This is a genomic window from Ornithinimicrobium flavum (assembly GCF_004526345.1).
In the GTDB taxonomy this organism is placed as follows: Bacteria; Actinomycetota; Actinomycetes; order Actinomycetales; family Dermatophilaceae; genus Ornithinicoccus; species Ornithinicoccus flavus.
On sequence record NZ_CP038213.1, the window covers coordinates 1,790,978 to 1,808,880 of the forward strand.

At 71.4% G+C, this 17,903-nt stretch carries 21 protein-coding genes and 2 pseudogenes; 11 read left to right on the forward strand and 12 right to left on the reverse strand.

Features of this window, described 5'->3' with window-relative positions; translation table 11 throughout:
* Window positions 1-51 precede the first annotated feature (51 nt).
* From E3Z34_RS08365 to E3Z34_RS18820, 7 genes are read left to right on the forward strand one after another with little or no spacing between them, the layout of a single operon-like run.
* Window positions 52-675 carry a DUF305 domain-containing protein gene (locus E3Z34_RS08365; protein WP_134773235.1) on the forward strand — a complete coding sequence of 208 codons (624 nt, stop codon included), beginning with the start codon at window positions 52-54 and terminating at the stop codon, window positions 673-675.
* A gap of 49 nt (window positions 676-724) precedes the next feature.
* On the forward strand, window positions 725-994 hold the full coding sequence (locus E3Z34_RS08370) for an SHOCT domain-containing protein (protein ID WP_134773236.1): 270 nt from the start codon (window positions 725-727) through the stop codon (window positions 992-994).
* Window positions 991-2,499, forward strand: coding sequence for a multicopper oxidase family protein (locus E3Z34_RS08375; RefSeq protein ID WP_134773237.1), 1,509 nt, complete (start codon window positions 991-993; stop codon window positions 2,497-2,499). Before E3Z34_RS08370 ends, E3Z34_RS08375 begins: the two co-directional genes overlap by 4 nt.
* 46 nt (window positions 2,500-2,545) lie before the next feature.
* On the forward strand, window positions 2,546-2,836 hold the full coding sequence (locus tag E3Z34_RS08380) for an SHOCT domain-containing protein (protein ID WP_202977061.1): 291 nt from the start codon (window positions 2,546-2,548) through the stop codon (window positions 2,834-2,836).
* Between the two features lie 60 nt (window positions 2,837-2,896).
* Complete coding sequence (locus E3Z34_RS08385; protein ID WP_202977062.1) at window positions 2,897-3,475, forward strand: DUF305 domain-containing protein; 579 nt, start codon at window positions 2,897-2,899, stop codon at window positions 3,473-3,475.
* Between the two features lie 22 nt (window positions 3,476-3,497).
* Window positions 3,498-4,181: a potassium channel family protein gene (locus E3Z34_RS08390; protein WP_238695419.1), complete on the forward strand. Its 684-nt coding sequence runs from the start codon at window positions 3,498-3,500 to the stop codon at window positions 4,179-4,181.
* A gap of 38 nt (window positions 4,182-4,219) precedes the next feature.
* Window positions 4,220-4,363 carry a hypothetical protein gene (locus E3Z34_RS18820; protein ID WP_238695420.1) on the forward strand — a complete coding sequence of 48 codons (144 nt, stop codon included), beginning with the start codon at window positions 4,220-4,222 and terminating at the stop codon, window positions 4,361-4,363.
* A gap of 126 nt (window positions 4,364-4,489) precedes the next feature.
* Here E3Z34_RS18820 and E3Z34_RS08395 read toward each other — a convergent pair whose 3' ends face one another.
* The 11 genes and pseudogenes from E3Z34_RS08395 to E3Z34_RS18230 all read right to left on the reverse strand — a co-directional run bounded on the left by E3Z34_RS08395 (window position 4,490) and on the right by E3Z34_RS18230 (window position 13,031).
* The gene (locus E3Z34_RS08395) at window positions 4,490-4,903 is read right to left on the reverse strand and encodes a DUF305 domain-containing protein (RefSeq protein WP_158288648.1); all 414 of its coding nucleotides are present in this window, start codon (window positions 4,901-4,903) and stop codon (window positions 4,490-4,492) included.
* A 286-nt stretch (window positions 4,904-5,189) separates the two neighbouring features.
* On the reverse strand, window positions 5,190-5,600 hold the full coding sequence (locus E3Z34_RS08400) for a four-helix bundle copper-binding protein (RefSeq protein WP_075812221.1): 411 nt from the start codon (window positions 5,598-5,600) through the stop codon (window positions 5,190-5,192).
* Between the two features lie 141 nt (window positions 5,601-5,741).
* Complete coding sequence (locus E3Z34_RS19460) at window positions 5,742-6,533, reverse strand: NADH-quinone oxidoreductase subunit N (RefSeq protein ID WP_275106679.1); 792 nt, start codon at window positions 6,531-6,533, stop codon at window positions 5,742-5,744.
* Between the two features lie 109 nt (window positions 6,534-6,642).
* Window positions 6,643-7,152 (reverse strand): annotated as a pseudogene (locus E3Z34_RS19750) (NADH-quinone oxidoreductase subunit N); the annotation flags it as partial.
* A 15-nt stretch (window positions 7,153-7,167) separates the two neighbouring features.
* The gene (locus tag E3Z34_RS08410) at window positions 7,168-8,658 is read right to left on the reverse strand and encodes a complex I subunit 4 family protein (protein WP_134773239.1); all 1,491 of its coding nucleotides are present in this window, start codon (window positions 8,656-8,658) and stop codon (window positions 7,168-7,170) included.
* A gap of 2 nt (window positions 8,659-8,660) precedes the next feature.
* Window positions 8,661-10,598, reverse strand: a complete 1,938-nt coding sequence (locus tag E3Z34_RS08415; RefSeq protein ID WP_170212993.1) for a proton-conducting transporter transmembrane domain-containing protein — start codon at window positions 10,596-10,598, stop codon at window positions 8,661-8,663.
* Window positions 10,595-10,897 carry an NADH-quinone oxidoreductase subunit NuoK gene (locus E3Z34_RS08420; RefSeq protein WP_134773240.1) on the reverse strand — a complete coding sequence of 101 codons (303 nt, stop codon included), beginning with the start codon at window positions 10,895-10,897 and terminating at the stop codon, window positions 10,595-10,597. The genes E3Z34_RS08415 and E3Z34_RS08420 overlap by 4 nt, the downstream gene beginning before the upstream one ends.
* A complete protein-coding gene (locus E3Z34_RS08425) occupies window positions 10,894-11,457 on the reverse strand; it encodes an NADH-quinone oxidoreductase subunit J (RefSeq protein WP_134773241.1) in 564 nt (187 codons plus the stop codon). The genes E3Z34_RS08420 and E3Z34_RS08425 overlap by 4 nt, the downstream gene beginning before the upstream one ends.
* Before the next feature lie 2 nt (window positions 11,458-11,459).
* Window positions 11,460-11,603 (reverse strand): hypothetical protein, encoded by a 144-nt coding sequence (locus E3Z34_RS19470; protein ID WP_275106680.1) that lies wholly within the window; start codon window positions 11,601-11,603, stop codon window positions 11,460-11,462.
* A 95-nt stretch (window positions 11,604-11,698) separates the two neighbouring features.
* A pseudogene (locus tag E3Z34_RS08430) lies at window positions 11,699-12,439 on the reverse strand (NADH-quinone oxidoreductase subunit H); the annotation flags it as partial.
* Window positions 12,432-13,031, reverse strand: a complete 600-nt coding sequence (locus E3Z34_RS18230; protein ID WP_134773242.1) for a hypothetical protein — start codon at window positions 13,029-13,031, stop codon at window positions 12,432-12,434. The gene E3Z34_RS18230 and the pseudogene E3Z34_RS08430, both read right to left, overlap by 8 nt.
* Window positions 13,032-13,109: 78 nt before the next feature.
* Here E3Z34_RS18230 and E3Z34_RS08440 point away from each other — a divergent pair, with 78 nt between their 5' ends.
* A complete protein-coding gene (locus tag E3Z34_RS08440) occupies window positions 13,110-13,397 on the forward strand; it encodes a hypothetical protein (RefSeq protein WP_134773243.1) in 288 nt (95 codons plus the stop codon).
* A gap of 431 nt (window positions 13,398-13,828) precedes the next feature.
* Here the strand turns inward: E3Z34_RS08440 and E3Z34_RS08445 are convergent, their stop codons facing one another.
* The gene (locus E3Z34_RS08445; RefSeq protein ID WP_058889656.1) at window positions 13,829-14,173 is read right to left on the reverse strand and encodes an NADH-quinone oxidoreductase subunit A; all 345 of its coding nucleotides are present in this window, start codon (window positions 14,171-14,173) and stop codon (window positions 13,829-13,831) included.
* Between the two features lie 591 nt (window positions 14,174-14,764).
* Here E3Z34_RS08445 and E3Z34_RS20245 point away from each other — a divergent pair.
* Genes E3Z34_RS20245 through lnt form a run of 3 tightly spaced genes read left to right on the forward strand, consistent with a single transcriptional unit; the run spans window position 14,765 to window position 17,729 of the window.
* Window positions 14,765-15,115, forward strand: coding sequence for a heavy-metal-associated domain-containing protein (locus E3Z34_RS20245; protein WP_153011578.1), 351 nt, complete (start codon window positions 14,765-14,767; stop codon window positions 15,113-15,115).
* Window positions 15,112-16,032 (forward strand): prolipoprotein diacylglyceryl transferase, encoded by a 921-nt coding sequence (lgt, locus tag E3Z34_RS08455; protein WP_238695421.1) that lies wholly within the window; start codon window positions 15,112-15,114, stop codon window positions 16,030-16,032. The genes E3Z34_RS20245 and lgt overlap by 4 nt, the downstream gene beginning before the upstream one ends.
* Window positions 16,029-17,729, forward strand: coding sequence for an apolipoprotein N-acyltransferase (gene lnt / locus E3Z34_RS08460; RefSeq protein WP_134773244.1), 1,701 nt, complete (start codon window positions 16,029-16,031; stop codon window positions 17,727-17,729). The genes lgt and lnt overlap by 4 nt, the downstream gene beginning before the upstream one ends.
* The last annotated feature ends 174 nt before the right edge of the window (window positions 17,730-17,903 follow it).

Sequence of the window (17,903 nt, forward strand, 5' to 3'; positions counted from 1 at the left end):
GGTCACGTTTACTCATGGGGCACCGTCCCCGACCTCTTGGAGCTGGCCCCGATGACGATCACCCCTCGCCTCCGCCTCGCGACCGGCGCCCTGGCGCTGACCGTGGTCCTCGCCGGGTGCGGCGACTCCACCGAGCCCGCAGGCGGCGGCACCACCGCCGCCTCCACGACGGAAGGTGAGCAGGCCGCCCAGGAGCACGACGAGGCGGACACGATGTTCGCGCAGATGATGATCGTCCACCACGAAGGTGCCGTCGAGATGGCCCAGCTGGCCCAGGAGCAGGCGGTCACGCCGGAGGTGCAGGAGCTGGCCACGCAGATCGAGCAGGCCCAGGGCCCGGAGATCGAGCTCATGCAGTCCTGGCTGCAGCAGTGGGGCGAACCGACCGCCTCCGACGACGACATGGCAGGGATGGGCCACGGCGACTCCAGCGGTATGGAGATGGACGGGATGACCCAGGAGGAGGCGATGGCAGAGCTCCAGGGGCTGTCCGGCGAGGCCTTCGACGCCCGCTTCCTGGAGCTGATGATCGAGCACCACCGCGGCGCCGTCACCATGGCCCAGACCGCCCTGGCCGAGGGACAGCACCCCGACGTGCAGGAACTGGCAGAGCAGGTCGTGACCGACCAGGAGGCCGAGATCGAGCGGATGGAGCAGCTGCACAGGGCACTGTGACCCCCAACCCGGTATGCAGCCGAACCGGTTGCGAGAGGAGGCTGGAGCCATGACGTGGGTATGGACACCCCTGCTCATCACCGGCACCGCGCTGCTGGCCTACACGCTGGCGCGGGTACTCGCCGGCGGCCTCGTTCCCGGACCGAGCGGGGCCGGCGTTCCGGGTCGGTCCCGCAGGGAGCGGACCGAGGACACCGCACCTGCTGATGGGTCGAGCGCCCGGCGGATCCTGGACGAGCGCTACGCCTCCGGCGAGCTGAGCACGGAGGAGTACGAGGAGCGGCGGGCTGTGCTGGCCGGGCGCGAGGAGGAGTCGTGAGACCGGTCACCCGGCGCACGGCGCTGGCGATGGGCAGCCTGGGCCTGGCCGGCACCGTGGTGGGCGGCACGGGCCTGTGGCGTGACCTGACCACGCCCGGGGCGCCGGGAGACCCCGGCGGCGAGCTGGTGGAGCCGGAGGTGCTGGTCAGCAGCGGCGGGCGCCTGGAGGTGAGCCTGCAGGCACGGCTGGGCACGCACGAGGTGGCAGGGCGCCAGGCTCGGACGATGGGCTACAACGGCGGGGTGCCCGGTCCCACCCTGCGGCTGCGCCCCGGGGACCTGCTGCGGATCGAGCTGGACAACCAGCTGGACCACGTGACCAACCTGCATGTGCACGGGCTCCACGTGAGCCCGGAGGGGGCCGGCGACAACGTCTTCGTCGAGATCGCGCCCGGGGAGAGCCGTCAGTACGAGTACCAGCTGCCCGAGGACCACCCGACGGGCGTGTACTGGTACCACCCCCACCACCACGGCAGCGTGGCCGACCAGGTGTTCGCCGGGCTCTACGGCGCCATCGTCGTGGAGGAGGACGACCCGCCGGCCGTCGACCGCGAACGGGTGCTGGTCGTCTCCGACATCACCCTCTCCCAGGACGGGTCCGTCGTCGGCCCCTCGATGCCCGAGCGGATGATGGGCCGTGAGGGTGAGCTGCTCCTGCTCGACGGCCAGGTGGAGCCGGTCCTGACGGCACGGGGGGGCGATCGGGAGCGTTGGCGGGTCGTCAACGCCTGCTCCTCCCGCTTCGTGTCGCTGCGGCTGCCCGGGCAGGACGGGACCGCACGGGTGGTGGGCCGTGACGTCGGCCGCCTGCCCACGCCGGTGGGCCTGGAGGAGGTGGTCCTGGCCCCGGGGAACCGGATGGACCTGCTCGTCGACCTGGCCGAGGGCGAGAGCGAGCTGGTCGCCGTGCCCGTGGACCGCGGCCAGATGATGGGCGGGATGATGGGCAGCGCCGTCGGTCCGGAGGACTCCGAGCGGGTCCTGGCCCGCCTGGAGGTCGGCCGGGGTGGCCGGTCCTCGGCCGGTGAGGCCGGTGAGGCCGGGGACGGCGCCGACGGTGGGTCCGCGAGTCTGCTGGCCGACCTGCGCGACGCGCAGGTCGACCGGCGCCGTGAGCTGACCATGGAGATGTCCATGGGCGGCGGCATGATGGGCGGCGGCCGTGGTCCGGGCGGGATGATGGATCTCACCATCGACGGCCGGTCCTTCGACCCTGACCGCGTCGACCAGCGGGTGCGGCTGGGCACGGTCGAGGAGTGGACCATCGGCAACGTGGGCCCCATGGACCATCCCTTCCACCTGCACGTCTGGCCGATGCAGGTGCTCGACGTCGACGGACAGGCCCCGACGGACCCGCTGTGGCTGGACGTGGTCAACGTCCCGGCCGGCGGCAGTGTCACCGTGCGCGTCCGGTTCGCCGACTTCGGCGGACGGACGGTCTACCACTGCCACATCCTCGACCACGAGGACCTGGGCATGATGGGCACGATCGTGGCCGAGTGACCCTGCGACGTCCGGACCGACCGACCACGAAGGAGAGGAGAGAACGATGATGGGCAACGGCTGGGGAGCAGGTATGGGCTGGATGTGGATCTTCTGGCCCCTGGTCATCCTCGCCACCGTCGCCGTGGTGGCGCTGCTGGTCCGCTCCGGAGGGAGCGAGCGCACTCGCCCACCCGGGCCGGCGGACCACCCGCCGGCCCACGAGGCGGACGAGCCGACCGCGGCCGCAGGGCAGTCCGCGGCGCGCCGGATCCTGGACGAGCGCTACGCCCGCGGGGAGATCGACGAGGAGGACTACCGGACCCGACGTCGACGCCTCGGCGAGCCGGACGCCTGAGAAGCACCTAGCCTGACCGCATACCCCTGCACGTACCCACGAGCCGAGGAGGCACCGCCGATGTCCGAGCACGACCAGAGCCAGCAGACCGAGCAGGACCACCAGCAGCACCAGAAGCACGAGCGGAAGATGTACCTGGTCTTCGCCGCGATGATCACCACCTCGACGGTCACCATGTTCCTGCTGACCTACACCAATGCCTTCACCTGGTCGCACATGACGTTCAGCGAGGAGCGGGTCTACATGGCCCTGCTCATGGGCTCCGCGATGGCCATCATCATGCTCGGCTTCATGTGGGGGATGATGTACAAGAACGTCAAGGTCAACCTCGCGATCATCGCCGGTGCCCTCGTCCTGGGCCTGACCGCCCTGTGGCTCTCCCGCTCCCAGACGCTCGTCGACGACCAGGCCTACATGAACGGGATGATCCCCCACCACTCCATCGCCATCCTCACCAGCGAGCGCGCCGACATCGACGACGTCCGGGTCCGCGAGCTCGCCGACGAGATCATCAAGGCCCAGCGCAGGGAGATCGCCGAGATGAAGTGGCTCGTCGACGACATCGAGAGCAACGGCGAGGTCACCACCGAGCAGGAGGCCCAGCAGCGGCCCGTCCCCGAGTTCGAGGGCACGCCGTGAGAGGCACATCGTGATGGGGGTCGTGACGACCCTCGCCGGGATCGTGGTGATCGGCGTCGGTCTGCACGACATGTTCCACACGCCGCTGCACCCCACGGGTCAGGGGCGCCTGAGCCGGATGGTGCTGGCCGGGATGTGGAAAGTCTCGAAGGCGACCGGGCACCGCCTCGGCTCTACCGTGGGGCCGCTGGCGATGGTTGCGGTCATCCTGGTGTGGGTGCTGCTGCAGCTGCTCGGGTGGGCGTTGATCTACCTGCCGCACGTCCCCGGGGGGTTCATGTACTCCTCCGGGGTGGACCCGGCGGACTATCCCGACGTCGTCGAGGCGGTGTACCTGTCGGCTGTCACGCTGAGCACGCTGGGGTACGGGGACATGGTGGCGACGGACCTGTGGATCCGGACCACTTCCCCTCTGCAGGCCCTGACCGGGTTCGCCCTGCTCACCGCTGCCCTGACGTGGTTCACCCAGACCTATCCACCGCTGTCCCGCCGTCGCGCCCTCGCGCTCGAGCTCAAGGGCCTGGCCGACAGCGGGTGGGCAGACAGCGTTGACGACGCCGACCCCGCCGTGCTCACCCGGGTCCTTGACACCCTCGCGGCGGAGGTGGTCACGGTGGGATCGACTTCGCCCAGCACACCGAGGGCTTCTACTTCCAGGAACGTGACCCCGACCTCGCCCTGGCACGTCAGCTGCCCTACGTCCTGAGACTGCGCGACGCGGCCCTGGCTTCGTCGGAGCCTGTGGTGCGTCGCAGCGGGCGACAGCTGTCGCTGGCGATCGACCAGCTCAGTTCGGAGCTCGACGACAACCTCCTCCGCACCGGTGGTGATGCCAAGAAGGTGTTCGTCGCCTACGCGGCTGACCACCACCACGAACCACGTCTCTGAAAGCCGAGCCCGTCCGGCGGGGGGCGCGTCGTCGGGACGGCCCGCGGGCCCTGCGGGGCCGCCCGCTCGAGGCCGTGCCCGCCCACAGAGACACCCTGCGCACAGGCACGGCGCGCGAGGGACTGCTCAGGCGGTGCTGGTCGGGCGGCCGCCGGGTAGGGCGTACCACTCCCGCAGCCAGGTCTGCATCATCTCGATCTCGCCGAGCTGGACGCTCTTGATCTCCTCGCACTGGGCCAGCAGGTCCTCGTGCTCGGCCCGGTCGAGGCACTTCTCCGCCTCCCGGATCGCACCCCAGTGGTGTCGGATCATCGAGCGCATGAACGCGATCTCGAACTCTTCCCCGTCAAGGTCGTGGAGACGGTGCATCGACTCCATCCCCGTCATGTCGGGCATGTGCTCGAGGCCGTACCAGTCCATGAGCCAGCCCTGCATGGTCTCGATCTCCGCGGTCTGCGTGGCGATGATGGCCTCGCAGGTGGCGATCAGCTCGTCATGGACAGCCTTCTCCAGGCACATCTGACTCATCATGACGGCCATGTGGTGATGGTCGATCATGCCCGTGAGGAAGTCGACCTCGAACCGTTCCGCCTGCTCCGAGCTCGCCGGGCATCCGCGACCGCGGCCGGGGCGGCTGCGACCGCCACACCGGCCACCGGGGCGAGGGCCACAGCCAGGGCGGTCAGGATGGAACCGGTGCGTCGGCGGTTCTGTATCGCAGTCTTCACGTCGTTCTCCTTCTGTACGATGCCCGGTCCTTGTACCGGGCGGGATGGGGTGTCCCGAGAGGAAGTCCGGGCGCTGGAGGTATGAAGCTCCTGCTGGTTCAGCTGAGGCTGGCGAGGAGCTCGGCGCACGCGGTCTCGCAGCGTCGGCAGGTTTCTGCGCACACCCGGCAGTGCTCGTGCATCTGCGCGTGCTGCTCGCACTCCTCGGCGCAGGCCCGACACGCGGTGCGGCAGGCCTCCAGCGCCGCCCGGGTGGTCTCGACGTTGTTCCCGGTCTGCCGGGACAGGACGTTGCCGGTCGCGGCGCAGACGTCGGCGCAGTCCAGGTTCTTGCGGATGCAGGTGACCAGGTCGGCCACCATGTCCTCGGCCAGACACGCATCCGCGCAGGCGGTGCAGGTCTGGGCGCACTCGAAGCACGCCTCGATGCACTCGGCGAGCTTCTCCTGGTCGATCGAGCCGATGTCCTTGGGGTAGGTCTGCAGCATCGTGGTCACGTGGTGGGTCATCGTGTTGCTCCTTCTCTCATGGCCGGCATCGGTGCCGGCGTCTGGATCTGGTGTAGGGCCGGCCGGGAGCTGGCCACCTCCCGACGGTAGACCTGGGGGAGACGGGTCGCGAGCGGAACCGGCCGGTGCGAGGCAGCCGGGTCACAGGGAGAAGGTGGCCCAGAGGGCTCCGGCTCCGATGCCGAGGAGAAGGCTAAGCGCTGCGGTCCCGATCGCAGCGCTGCGCGACCACCGGCCTTCTGTGCCGGCGTCCTGCTGGTGGTGCCCCGCTGTCTCCTGGTGGGTGTAGAGGGGCGCGATCCAGCGCAGGTAGTAGAAGAGGCTGGCGACGGTGTTGACGAGGACGAGCACGGCCAGCCAGGCGTACCCGGCGTCCCAGGCCGCGGCGGTGGTGGTCAACTTTCCGACGAAGACCACGGTGGGCGGGGTGCCGACGAGGCCGAGGAGCGCCACGACCAGGGCTGCGCCCAGCCACGGATGGGCTCTGCCCATGCCCCGGTAGGAGCGCAGCTCGCGCCGCTGGGGGAAGGCGGTGGTGACCGCGAACGCCGAGAGGTTGGTGACGGTGTAGCCGGCGAGGTAGAGCAGCAGCGAGGGCAGGGCGAGGTCGCTGCGTCCGGCGACCGCGACCGGCACGAGCAGGTAGCCGACCTGGCTGACCGTGGACCAGCCCAGCAGGCGTCGCGGGTCGGTCTGCCAGTAGGCGGCGAGGTTGCCCAGCGTCATGCTGGCCACGGCCAGCAGCGCGACCAGCAACGGCCAGGCCAGGGTGTCGGGAAGCAGCTCGACGAGCCGGTATGCCGCGATCACGGCCCCGATCTTGGGCACGGTGGTGAGGAACGCCGCGACGGTCCCGCCGGCACCCTGGGCAGCGTCGGGGACCCAGAAGTGCGCGGGTGCTCCTCCGGCCTTGAACAGCAGCCCGCCCAGCACCGCCCGCCACGACGCCGGCGGCGACCACGCCTGCCGGTGCGTCGGCGAGCCGGTCGGTCAGCTCGGCGTAGGACGTGGTGGCTGTCACGCCGTAGAGGAGCGTGACCCCGGTCAGCAGCAGGATGCCGAAGAGGGCACCCAGCAGGTAGGTCTTCATCGCGGCCTCGGCGCCCAGGGGTGTGCGGGCGATCCCGATCAGGCCGTAGAGGGGGACGCTGGCCAGCAGGAACCCGACGGTGACGACGAGCAGGTCGTTCGCACCGGCCAGGATCAGGGTGCCGGTGGTGGAGAACAGCAGCAGCGCGTAGGTCTCGCTCTCCCGCGGGGTGCCGGCGATCTCGTCGGAGGCCAGCGCCAGCACGACGAGGGTGCCGAGCGCGGCGACGACCCGGGCGACCCCCGTGGTGGTGTCGACCGTGAAGGTGCCTTCCATCGCCACCTGCGCCGGGCCGGGCAGGTCCAGGGCGGCCAGGGCGGCCGCGACCAGCAGGGCGGCCGCGGCGACGGCACGGGTGACCCACTGGCGGGTCCGCGCCAGGAACGACCCGCCCAGCAGGGCCGCGAGCCCACCGAGGAACAGCACGATCTCCGGTGCGAGCAGGGCCGGCCGCATGGCCATGGACTCCACCGCGGTCTACCTCCCGACGAGCTGGACGAGGACCTGCGCCGCGGGCTCGATCACGTCGAGCAGCAGGCGGGGGAGGACCCCGATGAGCAGCGAGAGTGCCAGCAGCGGCCCGATGGCCCACAGCTCGGCGGGACGCAGGTCACCGAAACCGACGGAGGCGCCCTGGGTGGCGCCGGTGAAGATGCGTTGCAGCGCCCGTAGGAACAGGGCGGCGGTGATGAGGATGCCCAGCAGCGCGACCGCGGTGACCGGTGCCGCGGCGATGCTGCCGGTGAAGATCTGGAACTCGGCGATGAAGCCGGACAGGCCGGGCAGGCCGAGCGAGGCGAACGCCCCGACGGCGAACAGCGCCGCGAGCCTGGGGGCACGGTCGGCCAGACCGCCGTAAGCGCCCATGTCGTAGGTGCCGGCCCGCTCCCACATCACGCCGGCGATCAGGAACAGGGCGGCGGTGACCAGGCCGTGGCTGACCATCTGGGTGACGGCACCGGTGACCGCCACGGACCGCGCCTGCACGGTGTCGTCGGCGACGATCCCGGCGGCGCCGACGGCCAGCACGACGTAGCCCATGTGGTTGACCGAGGTGTAGGCGACCATGCGCTTGAAGTCGGTCTGGGCTAGCGCGACCAGGGCGCCGTAGACGACGGAGACGATGCCGACGACGACGATCACCCAGGCCCACGCCCGCCACGCCCCCGGCAGCATCGGCATCGCGATCCGGACGAACCCGTAGGTGCCCATCTTGAGCAGGACGCCGGCCAGGACGGCCGAGCCGATGGCTGGGGCGTCGGTGTGCGCCGGGGGCAGCCAGGTGTGGAACGGCACCGTGGGCGTCTTGACGGCCAGCCCGAGGAGGATCGCGCCCAGCACCCACGCCCCGGCGGTCGAGGACCCCTCCAGCGGGGTCTGCTCGGCCAGCTCCACCATGTCGAAGGTGTGCGGGTCGGCAGCGACGTAGAGGCCGATGAAACCGGCGAGCAGGGCTAGGGAGCCCAGGAAGGTGTAGAGGAAGAACTTCATCGCCGACCGGCCCGCATCCCCGTGTCCCCACCCGGCGATCACGAAGTACATGCCGACGATGGACAGGTCGAAGAAGAGGAAGAACAGGATCAGGTCGGCGGCGACGAAGAGCCCCAGGCTCACGCTCTGCAGGAACAGGAACAGCGCCGCCTGGGTCCTCGGCCGGTCGCCGCTGCGCAGCGCGAAGACCGCGCAGGCCAGGAAGACCACCGTCGTCATCGCCACCAGGGGCAGCGACAGCCCGTCCACCCCGACGTGGTAGCTGCTGTTCACCCCAGGGATCCACTGGGCGCGTTCCTCGAACGCCAGTCGACCTGCGGCCGGTGGCTCGTAGGCCAGCCACAGCGCAGCGACGAGGGCAACGTCTGCGGCGGCCACGGCCACCCAGGCCCACCGTGCCGCCCCGTCGCCCAGCCGTGGCAGGGCCATCAGAGCCAGCGCGGCGGCAAGGGGCAGGAAGACGATCAGACTGAGCACGTTCACCTCACCGTGAGCAGGAGCAGGACGCCGACCGCGAGGACCGCGACGGCCTGGACGTAGTAGTGGTGCAGCTGTCCGCTCTGCGGGCGTCGCGCCAGCCGGCCGAGCTGGCGTACCCGTGCCGCGAGCCGCTCCACGGCGCCGTCGAGCCACCGGTCGTCCGCGCGCCCGGCCCGCTGGGCCGCCTCCATGCTCGCCCGGGAGACGGACTCCACGGCGCCGTCGAGCACCCGGTCGTCGAACCCCGCTGCCCGGCGCGCCAGACCGAGGGCGCCCGCCGCGGACCCGGTCACGGCCCGGTCCAGAGCGTGGTCGTCGAAGTGCGCCGCCGCCTGTGCCAGCGCCAGGGTCGGCCGGACGACGAGAGCCCGGGTCGCCGGCTCCAGACCCAGCCAATCCTGCGCCCACCCGGGGCGGGGCGCTGGATGCCACCAGACGAGCGCCAGCACGGCCAGCGCGATCCCCGCCGAGGTGAGCATCTCCACGAGGGTGGGGTGCAGCGGTTCCTCCCCGAGCGCGCGGGCGAGCGTGTCGCCCACCGGTGGCAGTGCGAGCAGACCGAGGACCAGCGCACCCGCGGCGAGCACGACCATCGGTGCGCGTTCGAGCACTCCGACGCGGCCCGTGCCGCGCTCCTCCTCGTCGAGGTGCCCCTCGACCACGGCGCGCTCCGCGGCAGGGACGGGCCGCCACAGGACGACCAGGATCTTGCCGGCGTAGGCGGCCGACAGGGCGGCGGCGGCCAGTCCCACGGCATACAACCAGGGTGAGCGCGCCAGGGCCGCGGCCAGGACGGCGTCCTTGGTGGCCCACAGGGCCAGGGGTGCGACCCCGGCCAGCGAGAGCACCCCGAGCGTGCTGGCCCACCCCACCAGCGGCCAGCGCCGGCCGACCCCCCGCAGGCCGGTCAGGTGCTTGGTGCCCAGCGCGGTGAGCCAGGCGCCGGCGGCCAGGAACAGCAGCGCCTTGGTGGAGGCGTGCGCCACCAGGTGTGCCGCACCGCCGCCGACCGAGCCCAGCCCGGCGCCCATCACCACGAACCCCAGCTGGGCCGAGGTGGAGGCCGCCAGCAGCTGCTTGAGGTCCGCCTGGGCCAGCGCCACGGCGCCGAGCAGCAGCGCGGTCACCGCGCCGGTCCAGGCCGCGGCCGGGGCGGCCCAGCCCGTGGAGGCGAGCAGCGGCTCGGTGCGCAGCAGCAGGTAGCCGCCCATGGCGACCATCGCGGCCGAGTGCAGCAGCGCACTGACCGGGCTCGGGCCCTCCATCGCCCGGGACAGCCAGAACGAGAACGGCAGCTGGGCCGCCTTGCCCAGGGCCGCGACCAGGACACCGGCCGCCACCACGTGCCGCCACCCCTCGCTGCTCTCAGACAGGTCGGCCAGCGCCAGCCCGGCTCCACCGGCCAGGGCCGCCCCGGCCGCGAGGTAGAGACCGACGTCCGCCGCCCGGGTGGTCACGAAGGCGGTGATCCCCGCGGAAACCCGGTGCTGCTCGCGCCACCAGAACCCGATCAGCGCGAACGACGTCGCGCCCATGACCTCCCAGGCGAACAGCAGCGCGGGCAGCGTCTGCGCGGTGGCGGTCACCAGCGCGCTGGAGGCGAAGACGAGCATGAGCCCGTGGAACCGTGCCCGCGACCGCCGGATCTCACCGGCCGAGAAGAGCAGCACCAGCAGGGTGACGACCGCCACGGTCGGCACGACCAGCGCCGACAGCGCGTCCACACCGAGGGCCAGGTCACTGCCGGCCATGAACGGCATCGACACCTGCGGTCGGGCCAGGGCCACGAGCAGCGAGAGGGCAGTGGTGAGGCCGGCCGTGGCCAGGGACGTGGGCGCCGCGGCACGCTCGAGACGCGAGAGGGCCAGTGCGCCGCCGACGACCGCGGGCAGCAGCACGAGCAGCCAGAGAGCGGCCTGGGCCATCGACGGGCTCATCGGGTCAGGTCCGTGGCCATGTCGGTCACGTCGGCCTGCCGCTCCCGGTGCAGCAGGGTGGCGACCGCGAAGCCCATGGCCATCTCCAGGGTCATCGCCGCGATCACCACCAGGAGCAGGACCTGCCCGGTCGGGGCGGGCGCCAGGAACCACCAGAACCCGGCCGCGGCCAGGATGACCGCGTTGATCATCAGCTCCAGGCCCATCATCACCATCACCACGACCTGCTGGGAGATCGCGCCGTACAGGCCGACGGAGAAGATGGCGGCGGCGATGAGCAGGGTCGCCTCCAGGGTCATCGGCCCACACCTCCCGGCTGGGGGTCCTCGGGGGTGCGCTGCTTGAGGTCGTCGCCGAACCGGTCGTACCGGGTGCGGTGCGCCGCGAGCACGACGCCGGCCACGATGGTGGCGACCATGGCCGGGCTGATCACGGCCATTACGAGCATCTTGGGCCCCATCAGGGCCTCGCCGAGGGCCACGGTGACGTCCGGCGGGGGACTGGCGCGGCGGGTGGGCCAGTCCACCAGGAGGATGCCCGCCGCGAGCACCAGGAAGGTGAGGACCGCTGTCGCGACGGCCGTTCTGTTGCTGTGGACCATGCTCATCGGCATCAGGGCGGGGTTCATGCCCATGAACATGACCATGTAGACGGCCATGACAGCCATCTCCATGACCATCATCAGGACGGTCACCACGCCGACGTAGTTCTGCTGCAGGAAGAGCACCTGCAGGCCCACGGCGATAAAGGACAGTGCGAGCGCGTACGTGGCGCGGGCCATCGAGTCGACGTAGAAGACCGCGGCGCCGCTGATCACGGCGACCAGACCGAGGCCCCAGAAGGCGATGTCTGCGACCACGCTCAGGCCCTCCAGACGGCGATGACGGCGACGAGCAGGTCCTGGACCAGCACGGCCGGGAGCAGCACCATCCAGCCCACCTCCATGAACATGTCGGGCCGGAAGGCCGGCAACCGCCGCTGCAGCCAGACCAGCAAGGAGAGCACGGCCAGGGTCTTGACCAGTACCCACCCCAGTCAGGCAGCAGCGGACCAGCACCTCCGCCGAGGAACATCGGGACCGAGAACGCCGCACCGGCCCCCAACAGGGCGTAGCGACCCGTCTCGAACACCAGCCGGTCCACCCCGGACAGCTCGGCCCGCAGGCCGCCGGCGATGTCGCTGCCCAGCGCCGGGGCGAACGGGCCCCATACCGAGAAGGCCGCGACCCCGAGCAGGTAGACGAGGAAGGCCACCGGCATCCACACCGCGAACCACAGGCCGTCCTGGGCTGCGGCGACCGTGCCCACGTTGAGGCTCTGCGCCGCGATCGCCGGAGCGACTAGCGCAAACATCAGGGGCAGCTCGTAGCCCAGCCCGTGCGCCAGGAAGCGGTAGCCACCGACCAGCGAGTGCGCCGAGTTGGCGCCCCACCCGGTCAGCCACACCAGGGCCCAGACCAGGACGTCCATGGCGTTGAACCACATGACCCCCACGTCCAGGTCGAAGATCGTCCACCGCCCCAGCGGGACCACCGCCACCATCAGCGCAGCCGTGACGATCAGCCCTGCCCCGCCGACGCGCCACAGAAGGGTGTCGGCCTGCACGGTGGTGCGACGTCGTTGCCGCATCAGTCGCGCGGCCTCGCCAAAGGGGCGCGCCGCGCCGCTCGCGCCACCGCCCGGGCCGCCGCTGGAGCGTGCTGACAGGACGCCGTCGAGCATCCCTGCGACGAGGACCAGGGCACCCAGGATGGCCACCGCGGCCAGCGCCCAGCCGGGCGCCACGGTCACGACTGGGGAGTCCGGCACGCCTGGGCTCTGCACCAACGCCAGCTCACCCATGGGCCGCCTCGTGCTGGGCGTGGTGGGCCCGCAGCTCGTGGAGGTCGAGGCTGGCCAGGACCAGACGTGCAGCCGCGAGGTCCAGTCCGACGACCAGCTTCCCCAGGTGCTCGACACGGACAGCCGGGCGGTCGCCGAGTCGGGAGGCCGCTGCCGCACGGTCCACCATGCGGACCAGCCTGTCGTAGGTATCGCCCGCGGAGTCCGCGGGCAGCCCCTGGTGGCGGACCTCCTCCTCGGTCAGCGGACGTAACCCCCTCAACGACCAGCGCAGCAGCCGTGAACGACGCACCCGGCGCTGGAGCCGCTCAAGGCCCCTCAGGTCCACCGGGTCTTCCCCGGCCCCCAGTGCCGCGTCGCGGAGCGTCCGTGCCTGGGCCGCGGCATCCTCCCACCCCGCCAGCGCCAGGAAGGAGACGATGTTGTCGAGCGCGCGGGCCCGGGCGTCGGTCTCGTCGCCGGCCTCGTCCGCGGCGCCGAGGACCTCAGCGCGTGCCTCGGTCACGACGTCGCCCTGCAGCGAGCAGTGCAGCACCAGTCCTGCCGGCCAGTAAGGCAGCACCGGGCCGAGCCGGACCTTCAGGACGTCCATCTCCAGACCGTCCCTGTCCTCCCCGCCCCCCGCCAGAGGGATTCCGCCAGGGGACATGTCCATGCCGTCGTGGCCGCCGTGACCTCCGTGGTCGCCGTGGCCTTCGTGCCCACCGCCTCCACCGTGGCCTCCGTGCCCCTCTGCGTCCTCATGGGCGTCGGGCTCCTCGGGACCTGCAGGGTGCCTGTGGTCTCCCTCGTGGCCGGCATGCTCCTCGTGGCCGGCATGCTCCTCGTGGCCGGCATGCTCCTCGTGGCCGGCATGCTCCTCGTGGCCGGCATGCTCCTCGTGGCCGGCATGCTCCTCGTGGCCGGCATGCTCCTCGTGACCGGCATGACCCTGGTGCTCGCTGTCACCATGACCTGAGTCATCCGCGTCACCCGGCTCAACGTGGTGGTCGTGGCCACCGTGCGCGTGCTGGGCCTGGCTGTCGTGGGGCTGGCGTGCGAGCAGATCGTCTGTCCTGGGTCGGTCCGCCGCGTCGTGCCGGTGGCGGTCGGGGGAGAGAAGGAGTGCGTGTGCCTCGTCAAGGACGGCCGCGACGTCCTCGACGCGAAGGGCCTGGACGGTCACCCGCGGCCCTGGCATCTGATGCCACAACTGGTCGACGGCCTCGCTGAGCCGTGGCCCGGGAGTGCCGCACACGACGAGAACGTCAGCGTCTGCCGGGGAACGGGCCACTTGCCATCCACGCGCGAGCACGGCGTGCTCGGCCACCATGCGCGTGCGTCCCCATCCGGGCACCTCGACCAGCAGGGCGTGCGCGTACCGCGCGGCGACGCGCGAGCTCGCCTCGCTCAGACCCATCGCAGGGCACCTTCCCGCCACGCCCAGAGGACGGCGACGAACAACGCAGCGAGGAAGAGGAACATCTCGACGACCGCCGTGGTGCCGATCTCGGCGACGACGACGGCCCAGGGGTACATGAACAACATCTCGACGTCGAAGGCGAGAAAGAGGAGGGTCGCCAGGTACCACCGCACGTGGTACCGGGACAGCGCGTGCTGCTCGGGAATCCAGCCCGACTCGAACGGGAGCACTTCGAGGGGATCCGGCGTGACCGCCGTCCGACGGTGCAGCCCGTACAGCACAAGCACGGGTACGACGGCGGCGACGGCCATCACGACGACACCCAGGTACATGGACCTCCCTTCGGCGCCCTAGATCCTGCCTGACGGTCGAGCATCTGTCGACCTGGGCGTTTCGCCAACGTCGCGTGCTGGCCCTGGCCGCGCCCGCACGATCGCAGGGGTCTACAGGGTTGGGCCGAGACCACTGTCAGGACCAGCGCCAGGCACCAACCACCGAGAGTGCAACATCGGCGAGGGCGCCGGGGCTGAAGACCGTGCTGACCGGCCCCGCCGGAGTGGCCACACGGACCGGCGGGACCGCGCTGGCCGTTCCAGGGCGAGGCATCGCCTGGAAACGCCTGACCCGTGGGGTGTCGAGGCCCTTCCTGGAGTTCTACAGAAAGGGCATCCGGCCAGGAAAACCATCGCGCAGCTCACCGAAATGGTGCACAAGGATGAGCCCTTGGGCCACCTGGACGTTGCAGCCGGCGACGCGGTGATCCCCATCGGCAGTGCCGTTCCCTTCGCTGAGCTGCGGCGGCGTAGGCCAGCCCGCTGTGCGAAGGTCTTCATCAAAACTCCACCGTTCGGGAAGGCCTCACGCATGTCCGCCTGGTTCTCTGGGGCGGGACAGATGCCTTGGGTGTTGTGGAGGTGTGGAGCATGACCACGCAGACGTACCGGGTGCTCGGTCTGACCTGCGGTGAGTGCCTGGCCCGGATTCTGGACAGCGTGCGCAGCCTGAGCGGTGTGCAGGCGGTCGCCGTGAACCTTGTCGGAGGTGGTGGCCGCGCGCGCCTGAGGGTCGCAGCACGGCATGCTCTTGACACCGAGACCGTCACACGGGCCGTCGAGGGGGCCGGCTTCGTCATGGATGTCGCATCGTCGCGCCGGGCAGCTCCGATGGTCCGAGGCGCGGGAGCAGGCTCATCACCACCGCCGGGGGGTCCGGGGGACCGCCGTCACCCTCCGGGCGTTGATGCGCTGCCCGTCGCTGCGGGACGGCCCTTGTGAGACTGCTGACCGAGGTCCCCTACCCGGACCTGCCATCGTCGTTCGACGTCGGTCCCCTCACGGTGTACTGGTACGGCGTCATGTACGCCGTCGGGTTCCTGCTTGCCTGGGTCCTGGGAACTGTCCTGGCCAGACGAACCGGCTCAGGGTGGAGCGCTGACCAGGTCAGCGACCTGATCCTCTACAGCATCGTCGGTGTCGTCGTGGGCGGCCGCCTCGGGTACACCCTGTTCTACGGGCTCGAGAACGCGGTGGCCGACCCGGTCAGTGTCCTGCGCATCTATGAGGGAGGTATGTCCTTCCACGGGGGTCTGCTGGGCGTGCTGGTGGCGCTGGGGCTTTACGCACGTCGCGCCGGGCGCAGCTTCTTCGCTGTCAGCGACTTCGTGGCACCACTGGTTCCCCCGGGGCTGTTCTTCGGCCGGATCGGTAACTTCATCAACGCAGAGCTGTGGGGAAAGGAGACCGCCGTCCCGTGGGGCATGGTCTTTCCCGGCGCCGGAGGCGAGCCCCGCCACCCCACCATGCTGTACGAGGCCCTTCTCGAAGGTTTGCTCCTGTTCGGCGTCCTGTGGTGGTACACACGTCGCAGCCCCCCGGTTGGTGCTGTCTCGGGTCTGTTCCTCCTGCTCTACGGTGTGGTCCGCGTCCTCGTGGAGTTCCTCCGGGTGCCCGACGCCCACCTGGGTTACCTCGCCCTGGAGTGGGTCACCATGGGCCAGGTGCTCTCGGCGCCCATGGTCGTGGTGGGCGGCTACCTTCTGTGGAGCGCCCACCGGAAGCCGTCAACCATCGACCCACCAGGGGCGGCACGGGACCGTGGGCAGGCGCACCCTGACAAGTCAGTCAAGCGGGTGAGGCACGTTCGCGGGGGGCGCGATGCTGCTCACCGTACGGTCCACAGGAGCAGGGGATGACGGCCGCAGGGCCACCGGTTCCCGGCGACGTCCTGCGAGCGAGAAGGGGCACCGCACCGGGCGGCCGGGCGCTCACCGACGAGGCAAGCAGCGGCGCAGCACGGGCACGGCGCCGGGCACGGCGGGTCGAGGCGCATGGCGTCTCCGCTGCGCCAGGCTGGGTCGCTCGGCTGCTGCTGGGCCTGCTGGGAGGTGTCGCGCTGTGGCTGGCGTTCCCCGGGTATGACGTCTGGTGGCTGGCACCTGTCGGCTGTGCTGCCCTGGCCCTGGCGACCGCCGGCGCGCGACCGTGGGTAGGTGCAGCCGCGGGACTGCTGCTGGGGCTGACCTGGTTCGCCCCGATGTTCACCTGGGCCGCCACCTACGCCGGGGCCCCGGCCTGGCTGGCGATGAGCCTGCTGTCCGCGCTCTACCCGGCAGCGCTGGGGGCGCTGCTGGCCGGGTTGCAACGTGGGGGTGCGGTCCGGCCGGTCGTGGGCGCCGCCGCATGGGTGCTGATGGAGTGGGCCCGCTCGGTGACCCCCTTCGGCGGCTTCCCGTGGGCCAGGCTGGGGTTCAGCCAGGCTGACTCACCGATGCTGGGCGCCGCCAGCGTCGTGGCCGTCACGGGGCTCGGGTTTCTCATCGCCCTGGTCGGCGGCTTGCTGGCCCTGAGCGTGCAGGGGGCCCGAGCCCGCGAGGGCCGCGGCTGGCCGAGGATGGTGACCCCGCTGGGAGCGGCGGTCGTGTTGGTGGTGGCGCCGGCGCTGGTGCCACGCCCGGTCTCGGGGGAGACGCTGACCGTGGCGGCGGTGCAGGGCGACATCCCGGAGGGGTACGACCGGACCCTGTCTGCGGACCCGGGGACCATGCTGGCCCGCTACACCGAGCGCACGGAGGACCTGGCCGCTGGGGTCCGGTCAGGGGCGCTGCCCGCTCCCGACCTGGTGCTGTGGCCCGAGGGCGCCACCGACCTGGATCCCCTCGACCCCGGGGTCGGCCCGGTGGCGGAAGCGCGCATCAGGGTGGCCACGGACGCGGTGGACGCACCGGTGGTGCTCGGCGGCCTCTCCCGCAGGGCAGGGGCGGGCGCCGCGGCGAACATGGTCTTCAGCTACCTGCCCGACCAGGGACTGGACCAGACCTACCGCAAGGTCTACCTGGCGCCGTTCGGCGAGGTGATGCCCCTGCGCCCGCTGGTGCGCCATCTGAGCCCCTGGGTCGACCGCATCGAGGACCTCGTCCCGGGCGAGCGCCCCGGTGTCATGCCGGTTCCGGCGCGTGATGGCCGGCCGGTGGTTCTCGGCCTGGCGGTCTGCTTCGAGGTCGCGGTCGACCGGGCGCTGCGGGACGTGGTGATCGGCGGTGCCGAGCTGCTCGTCGTGCCCACGAGCAACGCCTGGTTCGGTCGGGGCGACCAGTCCGTGCAGCACCTGGCCATCTCGCGGGTGCGAGCCGTGGAGTACGGGCGGTCGGTCGCGCACGTCAGCAACGTCGGTGTCTCCGCCCTGATCGCCCCCGACGGCACCGTCACCGAACGCACGGCCGCCTTCACCGAGGCGACGCTGCTCGCCCGTCTCTCCTTGCGCACCGAAGCCACTCTGGCGGTGAGCACAGGACCGTGGGTCGTCCCCGGCGCCGCCGCCATCGTGGCGCTGGCCGCGGCCCAGCCCCGGAGGTCGCGCCGACAGGACCGAACGGGCACGCACTCGTCATGAGCCCGCCGTGGCGAGGCGTTCGCGGCCCGCGCCTTGCGGTTGGGCTTCCCTTGCTCGCGGGCCACGCACCCCTATCGCGGAAGGGCCGCGGGGTGCCCTGTGCCAATCGTGAGGCGCCTCTCCTGTCCGGCGCCGTACCCAAGCACGAAGGAACCCCAGGCGAGGCGGTCCCCC

Bases quoted from the DNA above. Each gene is read 5' to 3' on its own strand.
- E3Z34_RS08445 (WP_058889656.1), bottom strand. From the start codon at position 14,173: ATGTACCTGGGTGTCGTCGTGATGGCCGTCGCCGCCGTCGTACCCGTG.
- E3Z34_RS08380 (WP_202977061.1), top strand. From the start codon at position 2,546: ATGATGGGCAACGGCTGGGGAGCAGGTATGGGCTGGATGTGGATCTTC.
- E3Z34_RS08395 (WP_158288648.1), bottom strand. From the start codon at position 4,903: ATGGCCGTCATGATGAGTCAGATGTGCCTGGAGAAGGCTGTCCATGAC.
- E3Z34_RS08365 (WP_134773235.1), top strand. From the start codon at position 52: ATGACGATCACCCCTCGCCTCCGCCTCGCGACCGGCGCCCTGGCGCTG.
- E3Z34_RS18230 (WP_134773242.1), bottom strand. From the start codon at position 13,031: ATGGACGTCCTGAAGGTCCGGCTCGGCCCGGTGCTGCCTTACTGGCCG.
- E3Z34_RS08420 (WP_134773240.1), bottom strand. From the start codon at position 10,897: ATGACCCTGGAGGCGACCCTGCTCATCGCCGCCGCCATCTTCTCCGTC.
- lnt (WP_134773244.1), top strand. From the start codon at position 16,029: ATGACGGCCGCAGGGCCACCGGTTCCCGGCGACGTCCTGCGAGCGAGA.
- E3Z34_RS08400 (WP_075812221.1), bottom strand. From the start codon at position 5,600: ATGACCCACCACGTGACCACGATGCTGCAGACCTACCCCAAGGACATC.
- E3Z34_RS08385 (WP_202977062.1), top strand. From the start codon at position 2,897: ATGTCCGAGCACGACCAGAGCCAGCAGACCGAGCAGGACCACCAGCAG.
- E3Z34_RS08370 (WP_134773236.1), top strand. From the start codon at position 725: ATGACGTGGGTATGGACACCCCTGCTCATCACCGGCACCGCGCTGCTG.
- E3Z34_RS20245 (WP_153011578.1), top strand. From the start codon at position 14,765: ATGACCACGCAGACGTACCGGGTGCTCGGTCTGACCTGCGGTGAGTGC.
- E3Z34_RS08415 (WP_170212993.1), bottom strand. From the start codon at position 10,598: ATGAGCCCGTCGATGGCCCAGGCCGCTCTCTGGCTGCTCGTGCTGCTG.